This is a genomic window from Acidovorax sp. SUPP950 (assembly GCF_030158935.1).
GTDB lineage: Bacteria > Pseudomonadota > Gammaproteobacteria > Burkholderiales > Burkholderiaceae_C > Paracidovorax.
The window spans coordinates 88,352-105,724 of record NZ_BQXE01000002.1 but is presented as its reverse complement, the minus strand read 5'-3'; the positions used below and the strand labels follow the sequence as shown (position 1 = coordinate 105,724).

The following is a 17,373-nucleotide window of genomic DNA, read 5'->3' as shown; positions in this document are numbered from 1 at the left end:
TCAGTCAGTAGGGTCGGTCCACGACATGCAACGTGATGTCGTGCAATGCCTTCAGGTGCGGGCCGTGGGGCAGGTTCTGCAGGTACTGCACAGCCTGCAGCGCGGTACCCCGCGCCTGGGCGTAGGCCAGCGCGAAGGCGTCGGAGCGGCGGATCTCATCGACCCAGGCGTTGATCTGCTCGGGCGGCGGGGTCTGCGTGTCGCGCAGATAGCGCACCATGGGGTGCGCATCGCCGAACAGCTTCATCGCATGGATGATGGGCAGGGTGATGCGCCGCTGGTGCAGGTCGATGCCCCTGCACTTGCCGGCTTCGGCATCGGAATGCGCGAGGTCGAAGATGTCGTCCATCATCTGGAACGCACGGCCCATGTAGCGCCCGAAGGAGCCGAGGCGGCGCAACTCCGAGGTGCGCGCGCGCATGAGCGCGGCGCCGGCCTCGCAGGCCAGGCCGAACAGCACGGCGGTCTTGCGGTCCACCGTGGTGAGGTAGCGGCTCATCAGCGAGTCCGGATGCCAGTACGGCTGCGTGGTCATCTCGTCGATCTCGCCGCGGCAGATGTCGAAGGCCGAGTCCAGCACCCATTTCACGAGCTGCATGTCGTTCGCGTCCTCGATCGCATCGACGAAGCAGCGCACGGCCTGCAGGAACTGCATGTCGCCGATCATGATCGCCATCTCGGTGCCGCGCGCGGCGTTGACGCTGGCGTGGCCCCGCCGCAGCGAGGCGTGGTCAATGATGTCGTCGTGGATCAGGCTCGCCACATGCAGCATCTCCAGCGACGCGGAGGCGCGCAGCACCTTGTTCGGCAGCTCGCCGTCGGGCTGGAAAAGCCGCGCGGTCAGCAGCAGCATCAGCGGGCGCAGCTTCTTGCCCCCCTGGTAGAGCGACATCTCCGCATCGGTCAGATAGCCCTGCTGCGGCTGCAGCGCCTGGTCCAATTTCCCCTTGAAGCCCTGCATGTCCGCTGCCATCAGCCCCTGCAGGATGGCGTGGACCGGGTCCGGCGCAGCGGCGCCAATCCTCACGGCTGCGAATCCAGCAGGGCCCTGGCGAGCGGCTGGACCAGCGCGCGCTCCAGTGCATCGGCAATGCGGTCGTGCACCAGGCTTTTGATGAAGCGCGCCTCGGACAAGGCATCGCGCGCGGCCTGCGCCGGGCCGTCGCCCAGGGCACCGTTCCACGCGCCATCGTCGAAGTGCAGGTCGAAGCCGTCCAGCTCGACACGCCCGTCAATCAGGGTCGGTACGCCCTGGTCGCCCTGCGCACCGAACTGCAGATACACATGGCATGCAAGGCGCGCGTGCAGCGCCCCCGTCACCAGGGCCACCGGCTTTTGCGCGGCCACCCGCGCGGCATGCTCGGCGATGTCTGCCTGGAGCTTGCGCACGAACGCGCGCTCGTCCTCGCTGAGCGACCACGTCCAGCTGTTGCCCTGCGCATCGCGGCCGCCGATCGGGCTGCCATTCAGGAAGTTATGCACGTCATCCACCGAAGGCATTGGCGCCGGCGTGCCGTTCTGCACCAATTCGTAGACGCCGTCTTTCTGCAATGGGGGCAAGTCTTCGATCTTGGTCACATTGGGGTTCGTCACCTTGACGTTCTGCACGATGCTCGAGCCAAAGCCCATGGTCGCAGCGGCCGCCTGGTTGTAGGGGTTGGTGGGGTCCGTGGGATTGTTGGGGTCTGCGCCCTTGGCCATGGCGGTCAGGGTGGTGAGCAGGCCCAGCTTCTGGTTCTGGGCATGGCCGTTGTAGTTGGTGGTGATTCCCGTGCTCGAGTTGTAGTAGGTCTTGACGGGATCGTTGACCACCCCCCCCTCGGTCAACGCCGTATTGGTGTCGTCGGCCATTTCGGAGACGGCGGAGTTGCCCCAGCCTTGCTGGAACGCGTACGCCTGGAAATTCTGCTCATTGAACACGTCGTTGAAGGCCGCCCGGTGATTGGAGTAGGTGGTCAGCAGCGTCTGTCCATTGCCGCCGGGCACGTTCTGCAGCAACCCGCGCTGGTCGTTCGCGGTCTGGATCCAGGTGGGATGCGCGTTGTCGTCCCCACTGCCGCCGCGCCGCCGGGCCCCGATGGGCATGGCCGTGCCGGCGCCATCCAGTCCGGTCTCCCAGATCTGCGTGCCTTTCAGGGCGTGCGTGCCTTGCAGTTCAATGCCCTGCAGGCGCACGGCGAGCACGCAGCGGCCTTGCGCATCGCTGCTGCATTCGACCGCGAGCGGCCCGTCGCCGGCCAGCACCAGTTGCATGCCCGACAGGTCGATGCCCAGCGAGCCGCGCGCGAACCCGGCCTGCGCGGGCATGTCGAGCGCGCGCGACAGCGGCAGCATTGGGATGTCCCCAAGCCCGATATGGCGGGGCAAGGCGGCGTTCAGGGTGGCAGCTGGCTGATTCATCCAGCCGGCTTGAAAAGCTTGCATTCCAGCGCTCATGAAAATTCTCCTCGTGCGATGTGACCGGGTCCGGTGGGCGGGGACGACAGGTCAGGAAACATTGACGGTGGCCGTGATCAGCAGGTGGTCCGCATCCGCGGCGGAAATGTTCAGATTCGACGCCGTCAGACTCAGACTGATGCCTTCGAACGTGATGGGGATGGGCGGCACCGGGAACGAGGCTTTGTCGTTCAGATAGGCCTGCGCCTTGCTCTGGATGGTGGATGTGATGAAGGGCGTGGCAACGCCGATGATGGTGGTCGCCACGTGCTTGAGCAGCCCCGCGTTGAACTTCTCCCACCCGCTGCCGTCTTCGGCGTAGGTGATCGTGAAGCTCGGCAGCGGCTGCAGCTGCAGCTGGACGGTGTTCGACCCCGACACCACGGGGGCGACGGTGAAAGTCAGCGGCGTGGGGCTGGTGGCGAAATCGGCTTTGGCAAAGTCAACCATGGTGTGGCTCCAATCAGGGCAGCAGGTTCGAGGCGGCTTCCAGGGCGCAGGCGGCTGGCACCAGCCACCATGAAACGCCCACCGAGGCGGTGGCGGCGAAGGTGGCGGTGATGTTGATGTTGGGCAGCGTGGATGCCACCGCGATGGAGGCGTTGCTGATCCCGCCGTCGAGCGAGTAGCTTCCTGTCCAGTTGCTGTCGCTGGCATTGACCTGCGCGGCATCCATCTTCTGCACGATCGCACCGCTGTACTGGGCCACCAGCGCGGTCAGCAGCTTGCGGCCGACGAGCACACCCAGCGCCTGCTGCGGCCACTGCACGCCGCTGATATCCGGCGTGCCGTTGGCCACCAGGTTGCTTGCCAGCACCAGGTGCGATCCGGTGACGGTCATGACCGGCGGGGTGAAGCTCTGCCCTTCCACCGTGATGCTGGGTGGGATCTGGTAGCCCTGCAGCAGGGCCTGGACCTTGGTGTAGACGATCCCGCAGATCACCTGGAGCATGAACTCCGTAGCGCCGGTCGGATTGACCGGCAGCACCGCCACCGATCCCAGCTGGATCTGGTTGCCGGACACGGTCACCTGCGCAAACAGGGTGAACGAGAACGTCAGCGGGGATGGCGGCCCGCTCTGCATGTTGAACGTGGTGGACACCGACGCCAGCTGCACCTGGAACATCTGGTCGGTCGGATCTTTCGGCTTTGTCTGGCCCGACGGCACGAACGTGTTCTTGTCGTTCCACTGCGTGAGGGTCGGTGGCGCCAGCACGAACTGGGGCACCGCATCGATGCTCCAGTTGACGGAGGCGATGCCCATCTGGCCCACGTCCTGAACGCCCTGGAACAGCTTCTGCTTGGCCTGGGCATTGGCATACAGCTGGGTCATGCCCTGGTTGAGGGTGCCGGCATCCAGCACCAGCGCGACGTCGTAGCTACTCATATTCCACCTCTCCTTTGCGTGTCGGGTTGGCCGATCGGGGGTTGTGTGTCCAGTAGGTTTCCATCCACTCGCCGCCATGGCGGTAGTGCAACGGAAAATCATCGAAATCGACCGTGGCGCGGCCGCATTGCGGGTCGGCGACCGAGACCGTGCGCTTCGTTCGGCAGTAGCCGTCCACCAGCACGTAGTGCTGCGGCCCCGCATGCCAGCGGATCGCGACCGCGACCGGCCGGCCATCGTCGAGCTCGCGCATCAGACGGCGAAACGGCGGTCGTCCACTGCTCCATCCGGCCAGGCAGTTCACGTAGCGCAGGGTGCGCTCCATCGCGGCTTGCTGGTCGTAGCGGGGCTCCAGGAGAAGCGCGGGTGGCGGCAGGCAGTTGGGAAGCACGTCGTCCGGCGCGAGAACGCGCCAGGCCAGCGTGTCCTGCCGCCAGGAGGTATCGCCGTAGTGCGCGGCGACCGCACAGGTCACCGCGGCCCAGCACCAGTTGGTGCGCAGCTGCGGCTCCAGCGGCAGGTTCAGCGCCTGCCCCGTGCTCGCCCCGGCCTCCTGCCAGGCGGGAAACATCGGGCCGATGCGCTGCGTCGTGCGGGCCAGCGGCTCGATCCTCACCCTCATGGAAAAGGTACGCACTGGGGCAGCGCCTGGTTCAGTTCCCGACTGACGATGCTGTTGATCTGCGATGAGATGAGCCCGCTGATGGCGCCCTTGGCCGCATCCAGAATCAGGTTCTCCACGGGCTGCAGCAGGTAGTTGAGCGGCCCCAGGCCATCGATCCAGACCGAGGCGTTGCCGTAGTTGAAGTTCGCATTCATGCCCGACAGCTGGTTCAGGCAGAGCTTGCCGCCGGCCGTGCCGGCCTGGAACTGCGCCGTGCCGGAGATGCTGGGGTTGTCGATCCGGATGCTGCCGGAGATGCCCGGATCGACGAACAGCACCTTCACGCTGCCACTGGCCTGCGCGCTCAAGGAACTGTTCAGGACCGCATGGAAATTCACCGTACCGGAAATACTGGCACCGGACGAAGTGACGTTGCCAACCACCATGTCCTGGATCTGCAGGGACGAGATGCCCGTGAGATTGGAGACGGAATAAGAAGCCGTGCCCACTCCGATGCTGGCGGACCCCGAGGCGACGTTGGGATACGGGTCATAACCGGCGCCCCGGATGGCCCCACCGATTTCCCCATTCAACTGCGTGACGAGTCCCTGCAGGATTTCGTTGAGGATCTGGGTGAATGGATCACTGCTCATGTCTATATCCTTTGAGGAAAGAAAAAATCACCATCGGGCAAATCAATTCAAGAGCGGAAGCGGTGCATCCGCGCAATGCTCTCTTGTCAAGGCCACGGCGCAACACGTTCCCGTTTTCGTTCAGGCATGGCGAAAAAGGCATCGACATCAAGGCTTCGATCAGGCCGCGCAAAGGCGCTTTCGACAGCGCCCCTGCCAGAAGTTTCTGAAGAGTGGCTGTGAATATTCTGGTGGGATTGGACGGGTCGCGGCATGAAAGCCGGACCAATCCTGCTGAAGACTTCTGAAGCGTTCTGAAGACCGCCCCAAGGCATGCACCGGGTCGATGAACGACACAGGCGGTGACCGCGTCCTCAGCGACGCCTGGGAAGAAAGACACCGCGGGGTACCCGCATTTTTCAGGAAAGGAATACAGGGCCGATCACCCGCCCGTGCCGAGGCGGCATGCGCCCATGAACCCCTGCTGCAGCGGCATGGCCGATGCATCGCAGGATGCCAGCGCAGTGGCACGCCAGACCATCCTGGCGCGTGCCGGGCCAGATGCCTGCGTGGAAAGAAAAGTGTGAAGCGCGCCGATAAGCCGGATTCTGTGCACCGCAGTTGCCTGCGGCGTGACCGCCATTACTCTGGGCCGGGTGTCGCCACCACGGCTCGATGCTACCTACCCGCCAGCTCTGCGGAACCACATCAACGCTGGCCTACTTGGTATTGCTGCGCGTAGAGATTGCCCGTTTCACCCGAAGCAGGCGCCGCCCGCTTCGGGTGGCTATGGTCTTTGCGGCTTTCGCCACACACCGCCTGGCTTGCGCCAGCCGTACCCGCTTGCGCGGATGACCGATAGAACACCTTCGGTGGCTTGCCGCCTGCTTGCGACTCGTCTCTGTTGCTCTGATCCTCACCTCACGGTGGGCAGCCGTTAGCTGCTACGCTGTCCTGTGCAGTCCGGACGTTCCTCCAGTGCCTGGTTTCCCAGATTGCACCAGCGGCGGTCTGGCGCGCTTCACGGGGGCGATTATCATCCACCGCTGCGCACCCGCTCCCAGTCCAGGCCGAATCGCGACAGGTATTTGCGCAGCCGGTCCGCATCGTTGACCACCGCACGCTGCGCGCGCGAGGCCTGGAACAACTGCCGCCCCGCGTCCGACAGCGTGCGCGCCCCGCGGCACACCTGCAACACGGCCGCCAACTGCAACCGGTCGAAGAGGTCCATGGCCTGCACCTGTGGCTCGCCCAGCAGTGCGGCCAGATCCACCGCATCGCCATCCTGGCTGCGGTCTGACGAACCGAGGGGTTGCCACAGCCACTGCAGGCGCGCGATTTCCGCCTCCACCAGCGGCAGGCCGATGCGCCCGCCCTCGGCCAGCGTGGCCAGGCGGGTGGCGCTGGCCGACAGGTCGCGGAAGTTGCCACTCCACAGCGCCTCGGGGGACTGCGCATAGCGCAGGTACACCGCCCGCGCCTCGGCCGACAGGCGCACCGTGCGGCCCAGTTCCACGCCGCATCGCGCCAGCAGGTGGTCCACATTGGGCTCGATGTCCTCGGGCCGCTGGGCCAGGCCCGGCAACTGATAACTCCACAGGTTGATGCGCGCGTACAGGTCTTCGCGAAACCGCCCGGCCGCCACCTCGGCCCGCAGGTCGCGGTTGGTGCCGGCGATCAGTTCGAAATCGCTGGCCACCTCGCGGTCGCTGCCCATGGGATAAAACCGCTTTTCCTCCACGGCCTTGAGCAGCATGGCCTGCTCGTCCAGGCCCAACTCACCGATCTCGTCGAGAAACAGCACGCCTTTGTGCGCCGTGCGCAGCAGGCCCGCACGGTCGGCCGCCGCACCGGTGAAGGCGCCTTTCTTGTGCCCGAACAGCGTGGACGCGGCGCCGTCGCCCTGCAGCGTGGCGCAGTTCACCTCCACGAATTCGCCCTCCACCTGGTGGCGGGCTTTCTTCAACTCGAACATGCGCCGCGCCAGATGCGACTTGCCCGCACCGGTCGGCCCGGTAAAGAGGATGGGCGCGCGCGATCGCACCGCCACCCGCTCCACCTCTTCGATCAGCGCGTTGAAACGGGCATTGCGCGTGGCGATGCCGCTCTTGAGGAAATCCACCGCATCGCGCTGCTCGGCGCCGAAGCGCTGGGCGATCACGTCGTAGCGCGACAGGTCCAGATCGATCAGCGCGAAGCTGCCGGGATCGCCCGCCTGCTGGCGCTTTGGGGGCGACGTCTGCACGAGCACGCCCGGAATGCGTCGCGACTCCACCAGCAGGAAAAGGCAGATCTGCGCCACGTGCGTGCCGGTGGTGATGTGCGTCCAATACTCCTCGCGCTCGGTGTCGAAAGCGTAGCCCTGCGTCCAGTCGAAGAGCTTGGCGTAGACCTCGCCGAAGTCCCAGGGGTCGGCAATGTCGAGCGGCACCAGCGCTACCGTGGTCTCAGGCGAGGCCGCCTGGATATCAGTGCGCACCCGCTCGGCCAGTTCCTGGTGGGAAGCTGTGTAAAACAACTCCATCCGCGCGATGACCACGTCGTCGTGCTGCACCAGCGAAAGCGTCGGGCGCCACTTCTCCCAACGCCCTGCCCCCTTGCCCGAGTCGAGTTGGGTGCCCAGAAAGCCGATCACCACGTTTTGCTTCTTCATCTTTTGGATAAAAAACTAGCTAATTTTATAAAAATAAAAGCATTCTACGCTCCATCCAGTGCCGCAAAAATGGCGAGAGAATAAAAAAATATCGAATCAAATCATTGACTTAAGAGGTTCCCCATCCATTCAAAACCACAGTTGGCACACCGGTTGCAATGAAAAAGGAAAGTCGAAAAGACAAACCCACCGAGAACCAACGAACGGAGCAAAAGCACATGGCCAACCACCAACTCTTCCAGACGCTGCGCGGCACCCTGCTCCCCGCTGCCACCGTGCGCAACCAGGCCGGTGGTGTGGCTTATGCCCTGTCGCCCAAGCACCAACTGGCGCAGTTGGCCGCCACCGGCTGCCTCCACGGCACCTTCTATGCCCAGGCGCAGGACCAGCTCGACGCCGTCCAAGCCCTGGCCCGCGAAGTCGATCCGGTGTTCTTGGCGAAGACGGCCCTGTATGCGCGCCGTGCCGGCTCCATGAAAGACATGCCGGCCCTGCTGGCGGCCACGCTGGCGGTTCGCGATGTGCCCCTGCTGGCCCAGGTGTTCGGCCGCGTGATCGACAACGGCAAGATGCTGCGCAATTTCGTGCAGATGCTGCGCTCCGGCGCGGTAGGCCGCAAATCGCTCGGCACGCGCCCGAAAAAGCTGGTGCAGCAATGGCTGCTCGACGCCACCGAGGCGCAACTGCTGAACGCCGCCGTGGGCAACACGCCGTCGCTGGCCGACGTGGTGAAGATGGTGCACCCGAAGCCCACGGAAGCCTGGCGGGCCGCGTGGTTCGCCTGGCTGATCGGTCGCCCCTATGCGCAGGAGGCGCTGCCTCCGCTGACGCAGGCCTTCGAACGCTTCAAGCAAGACCGCACGCAGCCCGTGCCCGACGTGCCTTTCCAGCTGCTGACCGCGCTGGAGCTGGACGCATCGGCCTGGGCCACGATTGCACAGCGCGGCTCGTGGCAGATGGTGCGCCAGAACCTGAACACCTTTGCCCGGCATGGCGTGTTCGCGCTGCCAGGCCTGGCCGATGCCGTGGCCGCCAAGCTGCGTGACCCGCAGGCCGTGGCCAAGGCCCGCGTGCTGCCGTACCAGTTGATGGCGGCGTATAACGCCTGCGGCGCCGACGTGCCGACGGTGGTGAAGGAAGCGCTGCAGGATGCGATGGAACTCGCGCTGGCCAATGTGCCGCAGTTCGAAGGCCGCGTGGTGGTGTGCCCCGACGTGTCGGGCTCGATGGGTTCACCGGTGACGGGCCACCGGGGCTCGGCGACCTCCGCGGTGCGGTGCATCGACGTGGCCGCCCTGGTGGCCGCTGCCGTGCTGCGCCGCAATGCGGATGCGCGTGTGCTGCCCTTCGAAACGAAGGTGGTGCCGCTGCCACTGAATCCCCGCGATTCGGTCATGACCAATGCGGCCAAGCTGGCCGCGGTGGGCGGCGGCGGAACGTCGTGCAGCGCACCGCTGGCCCTGCTGAACCGCGAGAAGGCGCAGGCCGAGCTGGTGGTTCTGGTGTCCGACAACGAATCGTGGGCCGACCGTGCACGGGGCCGAGGCACCGCGACCATGCAGGAGTGGGCGGCGTTCAAGCAGCGCAACCCGACGGCCCGGCTGGTGTGCATCGACATCCAGCCTTGCGCGACGACGCAGGCGCAGGAGCAGCCCGATGTGCTGAACATCGGCGGCTTCAGCGACGAAGTGTTCAAGCTGCTGGCGGTGTATGCCGCAGGGGGCATGGGCGCGGCGCATTGGGTCGGAGTGATCGAGGACACCCCGATCTGACGATCGGCGAGAAGGTGCCATGAATGCCAATTCAGGGCACCCGATCGTGGGAATGACGGCTGTCGTTCGGCGAATGCAGGTGTGACTACATCCCGGTCGCACCACCTGTTTGTCGCCGAACGGGAAGGCCATCGATGAATGAATGTGCGAATGCAGGCAGGACTACATCTGGAGGGACCGGGGTTCGAATCCCAGCGCCGCACCGCGGCGTGGTCCATGTCTTGCCACCCTTGTCGCACTGCTTTTTTGCAGCGAATGCTGACGGAACTACAGACTTCTACTCTCGTGGTCGCGGGTTCGAATCCCGCCGGTCGAAAGCCGTAGCTCAGTGGTAGAGCACGACGTTTCGTCGATCCTTGTCGCTGCTTTTTTTGTGTGTTTGCGAGGTGAATGCAGACGGGTTTACAGGTAGAGCGTCGGGGCCCTCGGGCTCTGAAGGTTCCGGGTTCAATCCCCGGTCTGCTTCGGCAGGTAGCTCAATGGCGCAACCCGACACCCCTTGTCACCTCTTTTTTTGAATGCGCCGGAAGGGCTGAGCCCCATGGCGGACCAAACAGGAAAGAAACCGATGAAAACGAACGCCCCCGCGGCGCAGGCCGCCATGCTGCCGCCCGCCCTGCGCGAGGCGGTGGATGCCGTCTATGCCGCCTTCCAGCGCCATGGCGCTCCGACACAGATGCTGGATGTGTGCACGGCCTGCTGCATGGACGAGGCCATGGAACGCGAGATGCGGCGCCTGCCGCTGCGCCGCATAACGACCCGCCACTTCTACGAATACAACAGCTCTGCCAAGGGCAGCGAGCAGCCGGCCGAGGAACTGCTCTACTTCCTGCCCCGCATGCTGGAACTGATGGCCCTGGGCGAGGAGCTGCACCACTCGACCGAGCTGTACCTGGACCGCCTGGGCAACTGCCCGGCCAATGCCCTGTCGCCCCAGGAGCGCGCCGCCGTGGACGCTTACGCCCTGGCCTTCTTCCACGAAGGCCTGGGGCACGCCGGGCGCCAGCCCAGCCCGTTCAACGGCGCGAACGCCTTCGACATCCTGTTGATGTTCCACAAGGGCGGAGTGGACGTGCACCCGCTGCTGGCGCACTGGCTGAACGACGAGCGCCAAAGCGCCGTGCTGCGGTACGCCGAGGCGAGCTACTGGGACTTCTGGGGAAAGAACGAAATCCAGAACGCCTTTGCCGAAGACCAGCCGGAATTCCGCGAGGCGATGAAAGCCTGGATGCTCGACCCCGGTAACCGCCAGCGCTTTGCACAGAAGATCCTGGCGCTGGACACCAGCGCCATGGCACAACCCGCGCACTGCACCTGTGGCAACTGCACGGGCCCGCGACAGATCGTGGAAGCGGTGTTCGACCTGGTCAGTGAATGAGCACCCGAAAATAAGACAGACAGACAAACGACAAGAAAGAAGAACGCAATGAACTACCTGCAACGCAATGTGGAAAACGGCGTCCCCATCAAGATGTGGACCCAGGGCGTACCCGTGGAGGACGAGGCCCAGAAGCAACTGGAGAACGCGGCGCGCCTGCCCATCGTGTTCAAGCACGTGGCCGCCATGCCCGATGTGCACTACGGCATCGGGGCCACGGTGGGATCGGTGATCCCCACCTTCAAGGCCATCATCCCCGCAGCCGTGGGCGTGGACATCGGCTGCGGAATGATGGCGTGCAAGACGACGCTGCACGCCAACGACCTGCCGGACAACCTGGGCCCGCTGCGCTCCGCGATCGAGAAGGCCGTGCCGCACGGCAGCAACCCGCGCCGCATGGGCCGCGACAAGGGCGCGTGGGAAACGCCGCCCGATGAGAGCGATGCGGCCTGGGCCTCGCTGAAGGGCGAGTTCGACGCGATCTGCGAGGACTACCCGCGCTTTACCAGCACCAACCACCACAAGCACCTGGGAACACTGGGCACCGGCAACCACTTCATCGAGGTGTGCCTGGACGAACACGGTGGCGTGTGGTTCATGCTGCATTCGGGCTCGCGCGGAGTGGGCAACGCCATCGGCACGCACTTCATCGAGCTGGCCAAGAAGGATGCCGAGCTGCACCAGCGCAACCTGCCCGACCAGGACCTGGCCTACTTCGAGGAAGGCGCCCGGTATTTCGGCGACTACGTGCGCGCCGTGGGCTGGGCGCAGAAGTTCGCGCGCGCCAACCGCGAGGTGATGATGCAGCGCGTGATCGCGGCCGCCCGCAAGGTGATCGCCAAGCCCTTCGAGGCCCATGTGGAAGCGGTGAACTGCCACCATAACTATGTGAGCCGCGAAACGCACTTCGGCGAAGACGTGTTCGTCACCCGCAAGGGCGCCGTGAGCGCCAAGGCCGGCGAACTGGGCATCATTCCCGGCAGCATGGGCGCCAAGAGCTTCATCGTGCGCGGCAAGGGCAACCCGGAGAGCTTCATGAGCTGCAGCCACGGCGCGGGCCGCAAGATGAGCCGCACCAAGGCCAAGAAGCTCTACACCGTTGCCGACCAGATCGCCGCCACCGAAGGGGTGGAATGCCGCAAGGACGCCGATGTGATCGACGAGATCCCGATGGCCTACAAGGACATCGACGCCGTGATGGCGGCGCAGGAAGACCTGGTGGAAGTGGTGTACACGCTCAAGCAGGTGGTGTGCGTGAAGGGATAGCGAGCGCACCACGGCCCACCATCGGATCAAGACCAACGCACGAGGAGCGTGCGCTGAAAGCATGGACATGCAAAAGACAGAACCCCGAGAACTGCTTCATTCCGCCCATCCGATCGAGCCCGCCATGCGCGGGCAGATCATGGATGCGCTGCGTGACATCGAGGCGCAGCACGCCGTCACCATCCTGTTCGCCTGCGAATCGGGCAGCCGCGGCTGGGGCTTCGCGTCGCCCGACAGCGACTACGACGTGCGCTTTCTCTACGTGCACCGCCTGCCCTGGTACCTCACGGTCTCGCCCGGGCGCGACGTGATCGAGGTGCCGATCAGCGGGGACCTGGACATCAACGGCTGGGACCTGCGCAAGGCGCTCGGGCTGATGCGCGAATCGAACCCCACGCTGCTGGAGTGGCTGCGCTCGCCCGTCGTCTACCGCGAGGCGGCGGACACGATGGCCCAGGTGCGCGCCCTGGCGGCGCAGGTGTTCTCCAACGCCAAGGCCTGGCACCACTACGCCTCCATGGCCAAGAAGAACTTCCGCGAGCACCTGCAGGCCGACGTGGTGCGCTACAAGAAATACCTGTACGTGCTGCGCCCGCTGCTGGCAGCGCGATGGATCCGCACGCGCCCCGGAGTGCCGCCCATGCGCTTCGCCGAACTGGCCCAGCACACGCTGGATGCGCAACGCGATGCGGCGCTCATCGAAGAGATCAACGCCCTGCTGGCGGTGAAGATGCGTGCGAACGAGTCGGCCACCAGCCCACGCTGGCCCGGCATACACGCATTCATCGAGGCCGAGCTGGCCGCCAATGCGGCGCAGCCGGTGCAGCCCCTGCCCATTGCCGGGCATGCCGGGCTGGACGCCCTGCTGCACGACACGGTGCTGCGCTTCGATCCTGCCCATGGCGGCGCCGAAGGGCCCGCGCCATGCTGACCCTCGACGGTTCCCACGGCGAGGGCGGCGGGCAGATCCTGCGCACCGGCCTGGCGCTGTCCATGGTGACCGGCCAGCCGCTGCGCATCGACCGCATCCGCGCGGGCCGGCCCAAGCCAGGACTGATGCGCCAGCACCTGGCCTGCGTGCAGGCCGCAGTGCAAGTCTGCGGCGGGCAGGCGGAAGGGGCGGAGCTGGGATCGCAGGCGCTGCAGTTCACGCCCGGCCCGGTGCAGGCGGGCGACTACGCCTTCGCGATCGCAGGAGCCGGCAGTTGCCTGCTGGTGCTGCAGACCGTGCTGCCCGCGCTGATGCTGGCTGGCGGGCCCAGCCGGGTGCAGCTTTCGGGCGGCACGCACAACCCCATGGCGCCCCCGTTCGACTTCCTGCAGCGGGCCTTTGCGCCGCTGGTGCGGCGCCTGGGCGTGGGGCTGGAGCTCACGCTGCGGCGCCGGGGCTTTTATCCCGCAGGCGGCGGCGAGGTGCATGCGGCCATCGCGCCCGCGGCTGGCCCGCTGGCCCCGTTCGATCTGCTGGACCGCGGCGCGCGCCGCAGCGCCTGGGCCGAGGCCCTGGTGCCGGGCCTGGCCCGCGGCATCGCGGTGCGCGAGCTGGCGGCGCTTCGCCAGCAACTGGACTGGAGCGGAGGCGACGACCCGTGGCGCATCCCGCCCGCACGGCAGAACGAAGGCCCGGGCAACGCCCTGCTGGCGGTGCTGGAGCATGCCGAGGTGACCGAGGTGTTCTGCGCGCTGGGCGAGCGCGGCATGCCGGCCGAACAGGTGGCGCGCCAGCTGGCCGGCGAGGTGCGCTCGTTCGAGCACAGCCGGGGCGCTGTCGGTCCGCACCTGGCGGACCAGTGGATGCTGCCACTGGCCCTCGCCGTCTGGCGCAGCGGCCAGCGGGCGAGCTACACGGCCGAGGCGATCACCCCGCATGCCAGCACGAATGCGCAGGTCATCGCGCAGTGCCTGCCGGTGCGCATCGCCATGGCGCCCTGCGCGGGTGCCACGCGCATCGACATCGAGAAAGCCGCATCGCCGGCATAACCATATGCGCGGAGTGTCGTAGGCATGGGCCAAAATGTTTTTTTGCCTGTCCCGTACCTGTCCAACCTGGAGACGCCATGAAAGTCGAGAACATCCTGCAAACCATCGGCAACACGCCCCATGTGCGCATCAACCGCCTGTTCGGCGCGGGCGCCAACGTGTGGGTGAAGTCCGAGCGCAGCAACCCCGGCGGTTCGATCAAGGACCGCATCGCCCTGTCGATGGTGGAAGACGCGGAACGCACCGGCGCGCTGCAGCCCGGCGGCACGATCATCGAGCCCACGTCGGGCAACACGGGGATCGGCCTGGCCCTGGTGGCGGCGGTGAAGGGCTACCGGCTCATTCTGGTGATGCCCGACAGCATGAGCATCGAGCGCCGCCGCCTCATGCTGGCCTACGGTGCGCAGTTCGACCTCACCCCGCGTGAAAAAGGCATGAAGGGCGCCATCGCCCGCGCCGAGGAACTGCGCGCGCAGACCCCCGGCGCCTGGGTGCCGCAGCAGTTCGAAAACCCCGCCAACATCGACGTGCACGTGCGCACCACGGCGCAGGAAGTGCTGGCGGACTTTCCCGATGGCCTGGACGCGCTGATCACCGGCGTGGGCACGGGCGGCCACCTGACGGGGGTGGGCCGCGTGCTGAAGGCGAAGTTTCCGGCCCTCAAGATCTTCGCAGTGGAGCCCGTGGCCTCGCCCGTGATCTCCGGCGGCCAGCCGGCCCCGCACCCGATCCAGGGCATCGGCGCGGGCTTCGTGCCCAAGAACCTCGACACCAGCCTGCTTGATGGCGTGATCCAGGTCGATGCCGAGCCCGCGCGGGAATACGCCCGCCGTGCCGCGCGCGAGGAAGGCCTGCTGGTGGGCATTTCCTCCGGCGCCACGCTGGCCGCCATCGCACAGAAGCTGCCCGAGCTGCCCGCCGGCGCCAAGGTGCTGGGCTTCAACTACGACACGGGCGAGCGCTACCTGTCGGTCGAGGGCTTCCTGCCCTCCTGAGCGTTTTCTGAATGAAACCGCGCGCTGCCCCGGGCCAGGGCAGCGTGCGCAGTCCACCCACCCGACGCCATGGGTGGGACCTTTTTCGGGCTGGGAGCCGGGCCGCCGGCGGCCCTCAGGCCCGGCCGCCATCGGGTCACAAGCGTTCGGCCAGCCGTCCTACAGCCCAGCCGGACCGCCATCGAAACAATCAAAGCCCATGCGGGGCCCGCCTGAAACCGGGCTTTTCGGCCCGGTTCCCGCCCCTCCCCCGCGCTCACTGATTGCCCCATGGAACCATCCACCGCCTCTCCCGTTGCCTTCAAGGTGCTGACCGTGAACGTGCACAAGGGCTTCACCACCTTCAACCGCCGCTTCATGCTGCACGAGCTGCGCGAAGCCGTGCGTGGCGTGTCGGCCGACCTGGTCTTCCTGCAGGAAGTGCTGGGTACCCACCAGCGTCACGCCGGGCGCGTAGCCAATTTTCCGCAGGAGCCGCACTACGAATTCCTGGCCGACACCATCTGGGGCCAATACGCCTATGGCCGCAATGCGGTGTACGACAACGGCCACCACGGCAACGCGCTGCTGTCCAAGTTCCCCATCGTCCACTACGAAAACCACGACATCTCCGTAAGCGGACCCGAGCGGCGCGGCATGCTGCACTGCGTGCTGCAGCCCCCGGGCCACGCCCGGCAGGTGCATGCCATCTGCGTTCACCTGGGCCTGCAGGAGGCGCACCGCCAGCGCCAGCTCAAGCGCGTGTGCGAGCTGGTGGCCACGTTTCCGCCCGAAGACCCGGTGGTGGTGGCGGGCGACTTCAACGACTGGCGCGGCCGTGCGCACGACGTGCTGCGCGCCGGCGCCGGCCTGCACGAGGTGTTCATGCATGCGCGGGGCAAGGCCGTGCGCACCTTCCCGGCCTCCATGCCGCTGCTGGCGCTGGACCGCATCTACGTGCGCAATGCCTCGGTGCACGCGCCGGTGGTGCTGCCGCGCAAGCCCTGGCACAAGCTGTCGGACCACGCGCCCCTGGCCGCGGAGATTTCGCTGTGATGCACCGCTCCCGCCCCTCGCGCTGGGTGCCCGGCAACCACTTCACGCTGCTGGAGAACGGCGAGGCGTTCTTCCCCCGCGTGTTCGAGGCCATCGCGCAGGCGCGGCGCGAGGTGATCCTGGAAACCTTCATCCTCTTCGACGACAAGATCGGCCGGGGGCTGCACGCGGCGCTGCTGCAGGCCGCGCGCAACGGCGCCGAGGTGCATGTGCTGGTGGACGGCTTCGGCTCGCCCGATCTGCCGGGAGACTTCATCGGCGAACTGGTGAACGCCGGCGTGCGCTTTCGCATCTTCGACCCGGGTCGCCGGCTGTTCGGCCAGCGGCTGAACGTGCTGCGCCGCATGCACCGCAAGATCGTGGTGGTGGACGGGGAGATCGGCTTCATCGGCGGCATCAACTACTCGGCCGACCACGTGGCCGACTACGGCCCCGAGGCCAAGCAGGACTACTCGGTCGAGGTGCGCGGCCCCATCGTCGCCCACATGCTGGGCTTCGCGCGCGATGCCGTCATGCCCCCACGCACACGGCGGCGCCGCCAGGGGGCGAACGCCGTGCCGCCGCTGCCCCATGCGGGCACGGCGGACGCGATCTTCGTCACGCGCGACAACCACAACCACACCAACGACATCGAGCGCCACTACCGCGTGGCCCTGCGCGCCGCGCGCGAGCGCGTGGTGATCGCCAATGCCTACTTCTTTCCCGGCTACCGCTTCATCCGAGAAATGCGCCGCGCGGCGCGGCGCGGGGTGGACGTGCGGCTCATCCTGCAGGGCCAGCCCGACATGCCCATCGTGCGCACGGCGGCCAGCATGCTCTACGACCACCTGCTGCGCGCGGGCGTGCGCATCTACGAATATTGCGACCGGCCGCTGCACGGCAAGGTCGCGCTGGTGGACGGCGAATGGTCCACCGTGGGCTCCAGCAACCTCGACCCCTTGAGCCTGTCGCTCAACCTCGAGGCGAACGTGGTGATCCGCGACAAGGATTTCAACGCGACGCTGCACGAACGGCTGGACCACCTGATGCAGCACAGCTGCCGCCAGGTCGAGGCCACGCCACCCTCGCGCTGGGATGGCCTGCGCCTGCTGCGCAGCTATTTCCTGTTCCATGTCATGCGCTGGTTCCCCTCCTGGGCGGGTTGGCTGCCGCGCCACGAGCCCGAGATCTCGCTGGTCCGCGCCCAGGAGCCCCCGGCCCACGACACCGGTCACCGGCCTTCGGCCACCTGAGCC

Annotated in this window: 15 protein-coding genes and 1 other RNA gene; 8 read left to right on the top strand and 8 right to left on the bottom strand. The window is 66.5% G+C overall.

What is annotated here, in order from left to right:
- Positions 1-4: 4 nt before the first annotated feature.
- The 8 genes from AVME950_RS09745 to rtcR all read right to left on the bottom strand — a co-directional run bounded on the left by AVME950_RS09745 (position 5) and on the right by rtcR (position 7,712).
- Positions 5-1,027 (bottom strand): polyprenyl synthetase family protein, encoded by a 1,023-nt coding sequence (locus AVME950_RS09745; RefSeq protein WP_284429670.1) that lies wholly within the window; start codon positions 1,025-1,027, stop codon positions 5-7.
- Positions 1,024-2,424, bottom strand: a complete 1,401-nt coding sequence (locus AVME950_RS09740) for a hypothetical protein (RefSeq protein WP_284429669.1) — start codon at positions 2,422-2,424, stop codon at positions 1,024-1,026. Before AVME950_RS09740 ends, AVME950_RS09745 begins: the two co-directional genes overlap by 4 nt.
- A 63-nt stretch (positions 2,425-2,487) precedes the next feature.
- A complete protein-coding gene (locus tag AVME950_RS09735; RefSeq protein ID WP_272565253.1) occupies positions 2,488-2,886 on the bottom strand; it encodes a hypothetical protein in 399 nt (132 codons plus the stop codon).
- 13 nt (positions 2,887-2,899) lie between these two features.
- Positions 2,900-3,823, bottom strand: coding sequence for a hypothetical protein (locus AVME950_RS09730; protein WP_284429668.1), 924 nt, complete (start codon positions 3,821-3,823; stop codon positions 2,900-2,902).
- Positions 3,816-4,445 carry a C39 family peptidase gene (locus AVME950_RS09725; protein ID WP_284429667.1) on the bottom strand — a complete coding sequence of 210 codons (630 nt, stop codon included), beginning with the start codon at positions 4,443-4,445 and terminating at the stop codon, positions 3,816-3,818. The genes AVME950_RS09730 and AVME950_RS09725 overlap by 8 nt, the downstream gene beginning before the upstream one ends.
- A complete protein-coding gene (locus tag AVME950_RS09720) occupies positions 4,442-5,080 on the bottom strand; it encodes a hypothetical protein (protein WP_284429666.1) in 639 nt (212 codons plus the stop codon). The genes AVME950_RS09725 and AVME950_RS09720 overlap by 4 nt, the downstream gene beginning before the upstream one ends.
- Positions 5,081-5,640: 560 nt before the next feature.
- Positions 5,641-6,082: RNase P RNA component class A (rnpB, locus tag AVME950_RS09715), an RNA gene on the bottom strand.
- 13 nt (positions 6,083-6,095) lie between these two features.
- On the bottom strand, positions 6,096-7,712 hold the full coding sequence (rtcR, locus tag AVME950_RS09710) for an RNA repair transcriptional activator RtcR (RefSeq protein ID WP_284429665.1): 1,617 nt from the start codon (positions 7,710-7,712) through the stop codon (positions 6,096-6,098).
- 218 nt (positions 7,713-7,930) lie between these two features.
- On the opposite strand from rtcR, the gene AVME950_RS09705 reads away from it, so the two are divergent.
- The 8 genes from AVME950_RS09705 (at position 7,931) to clsB (ending at position 17,370) form a co-directional block, all read left to right on the top strand.
- On the top strand, positions 7,931-9,484 hold the full coding sequence (locus tag AVME950_RS09705) for a vWA domain-containing protein (protein ID WP_284429664.1): 1,554 nt from the start codon (positions 7,931-7,933) through the stop codon (positions 9,482-9,484).
- A 568-nt stretch (positions 9,485-10,052) separates the two neighbouring features.
- Positions 10,053-10,862 carry a hypothetical protein gene (locus tag AVME950_RS09700; protein ID WP_284429663.1) on the top strand — a complete coding sequence of 270 codons (810 nt, stop codon included), beginning with the start codon at positions 10,053-10,055 and terminating at the stop codon, positions 10,860-10,862.
- A gap of 48 nt (positions 10,863-10,910) precedes the next feature.
- Positions 10,911-12,128: an RtcB family protein gene (locus AVME950_RS09695; protein WP_284429662.1), complete on the top strand. Its 1,218-nt coding sequence runs from the start codon at positions 10,911-10,913 to the stop codon at positions 12,126-12,128.
- A 67-nt stretch (positions 12,129-12,195) separates the two neighbouring features.
- Positions 12,196-13,059 (top strand): nucleotidyltransferase domain-containing protein, encoded by an 864-nt coding sequence (locus AVME950_RS09690; protein WP_284429661.1) that lies wholly within the window; start codon positions 12,196-12,198, stop codon positions 13,057-13,059.
- The gene (gene rtcA, locus AVME950_RS09685; protein ID WP_284429660.1) at positions 13,053-14,108 is read left to right on the top strand and encodes an RNA 3'-terminal phosphate cyclase; all 1,056 of its coding nucleotides are present in this window, start codon (positions 13,053-13,055) and stop codon (positions 14,106-14,108) included. Before AVME950_RS09690 ends, rtcA begins: the two co-directional genes overlap by 7 nt.
- A gap of 77 nt (positions 14,109-14,185) precedes the next feature.
- Positions 14,186-15,103 carry a cysteine synthase A gene (cysK, locus tag AVME950_RS09680; RefSeq protein ID WP_272550931.1) on the top strand — a complete coding sequence of 306 codons (918 nt, stop codon included), beginning with the start codon at positions 14,186-14,188 and terminating at the stop codon, positions 15,101-15,103.
- A 270-nt stretch (positions 15,104-15,373) separates the two neighbouring features.
- The gene (locus AVME950_RS09675; protein ID WP_272565266.1) at positions 15,374-16,138 is read left to right on the top strand and encodes an endonuclease/exonuclease/phosphatase family protein; all 765 of its coding nucleotides are present in this window, start codon (positions 15,374-15,376) and stop codon (positions 16,136-16,138) included.
- Complete coding sequence (clsB, locus tag AVME950_RS09670; protein WP_284429659.1) at positions 16,138-17,370, top strand: cardiolipin synthase ClsB; 1,233 nt, start codon at positions 16,138-16,140, stop codon at positions 17,368-17,370. The genes AVME950_RS09675 and clsB overlap by 1 nt, the downstream gene beginning before the upstream one ends.
- Positions 17,371-17,373 lie beyond the last annotated feature (3 nt).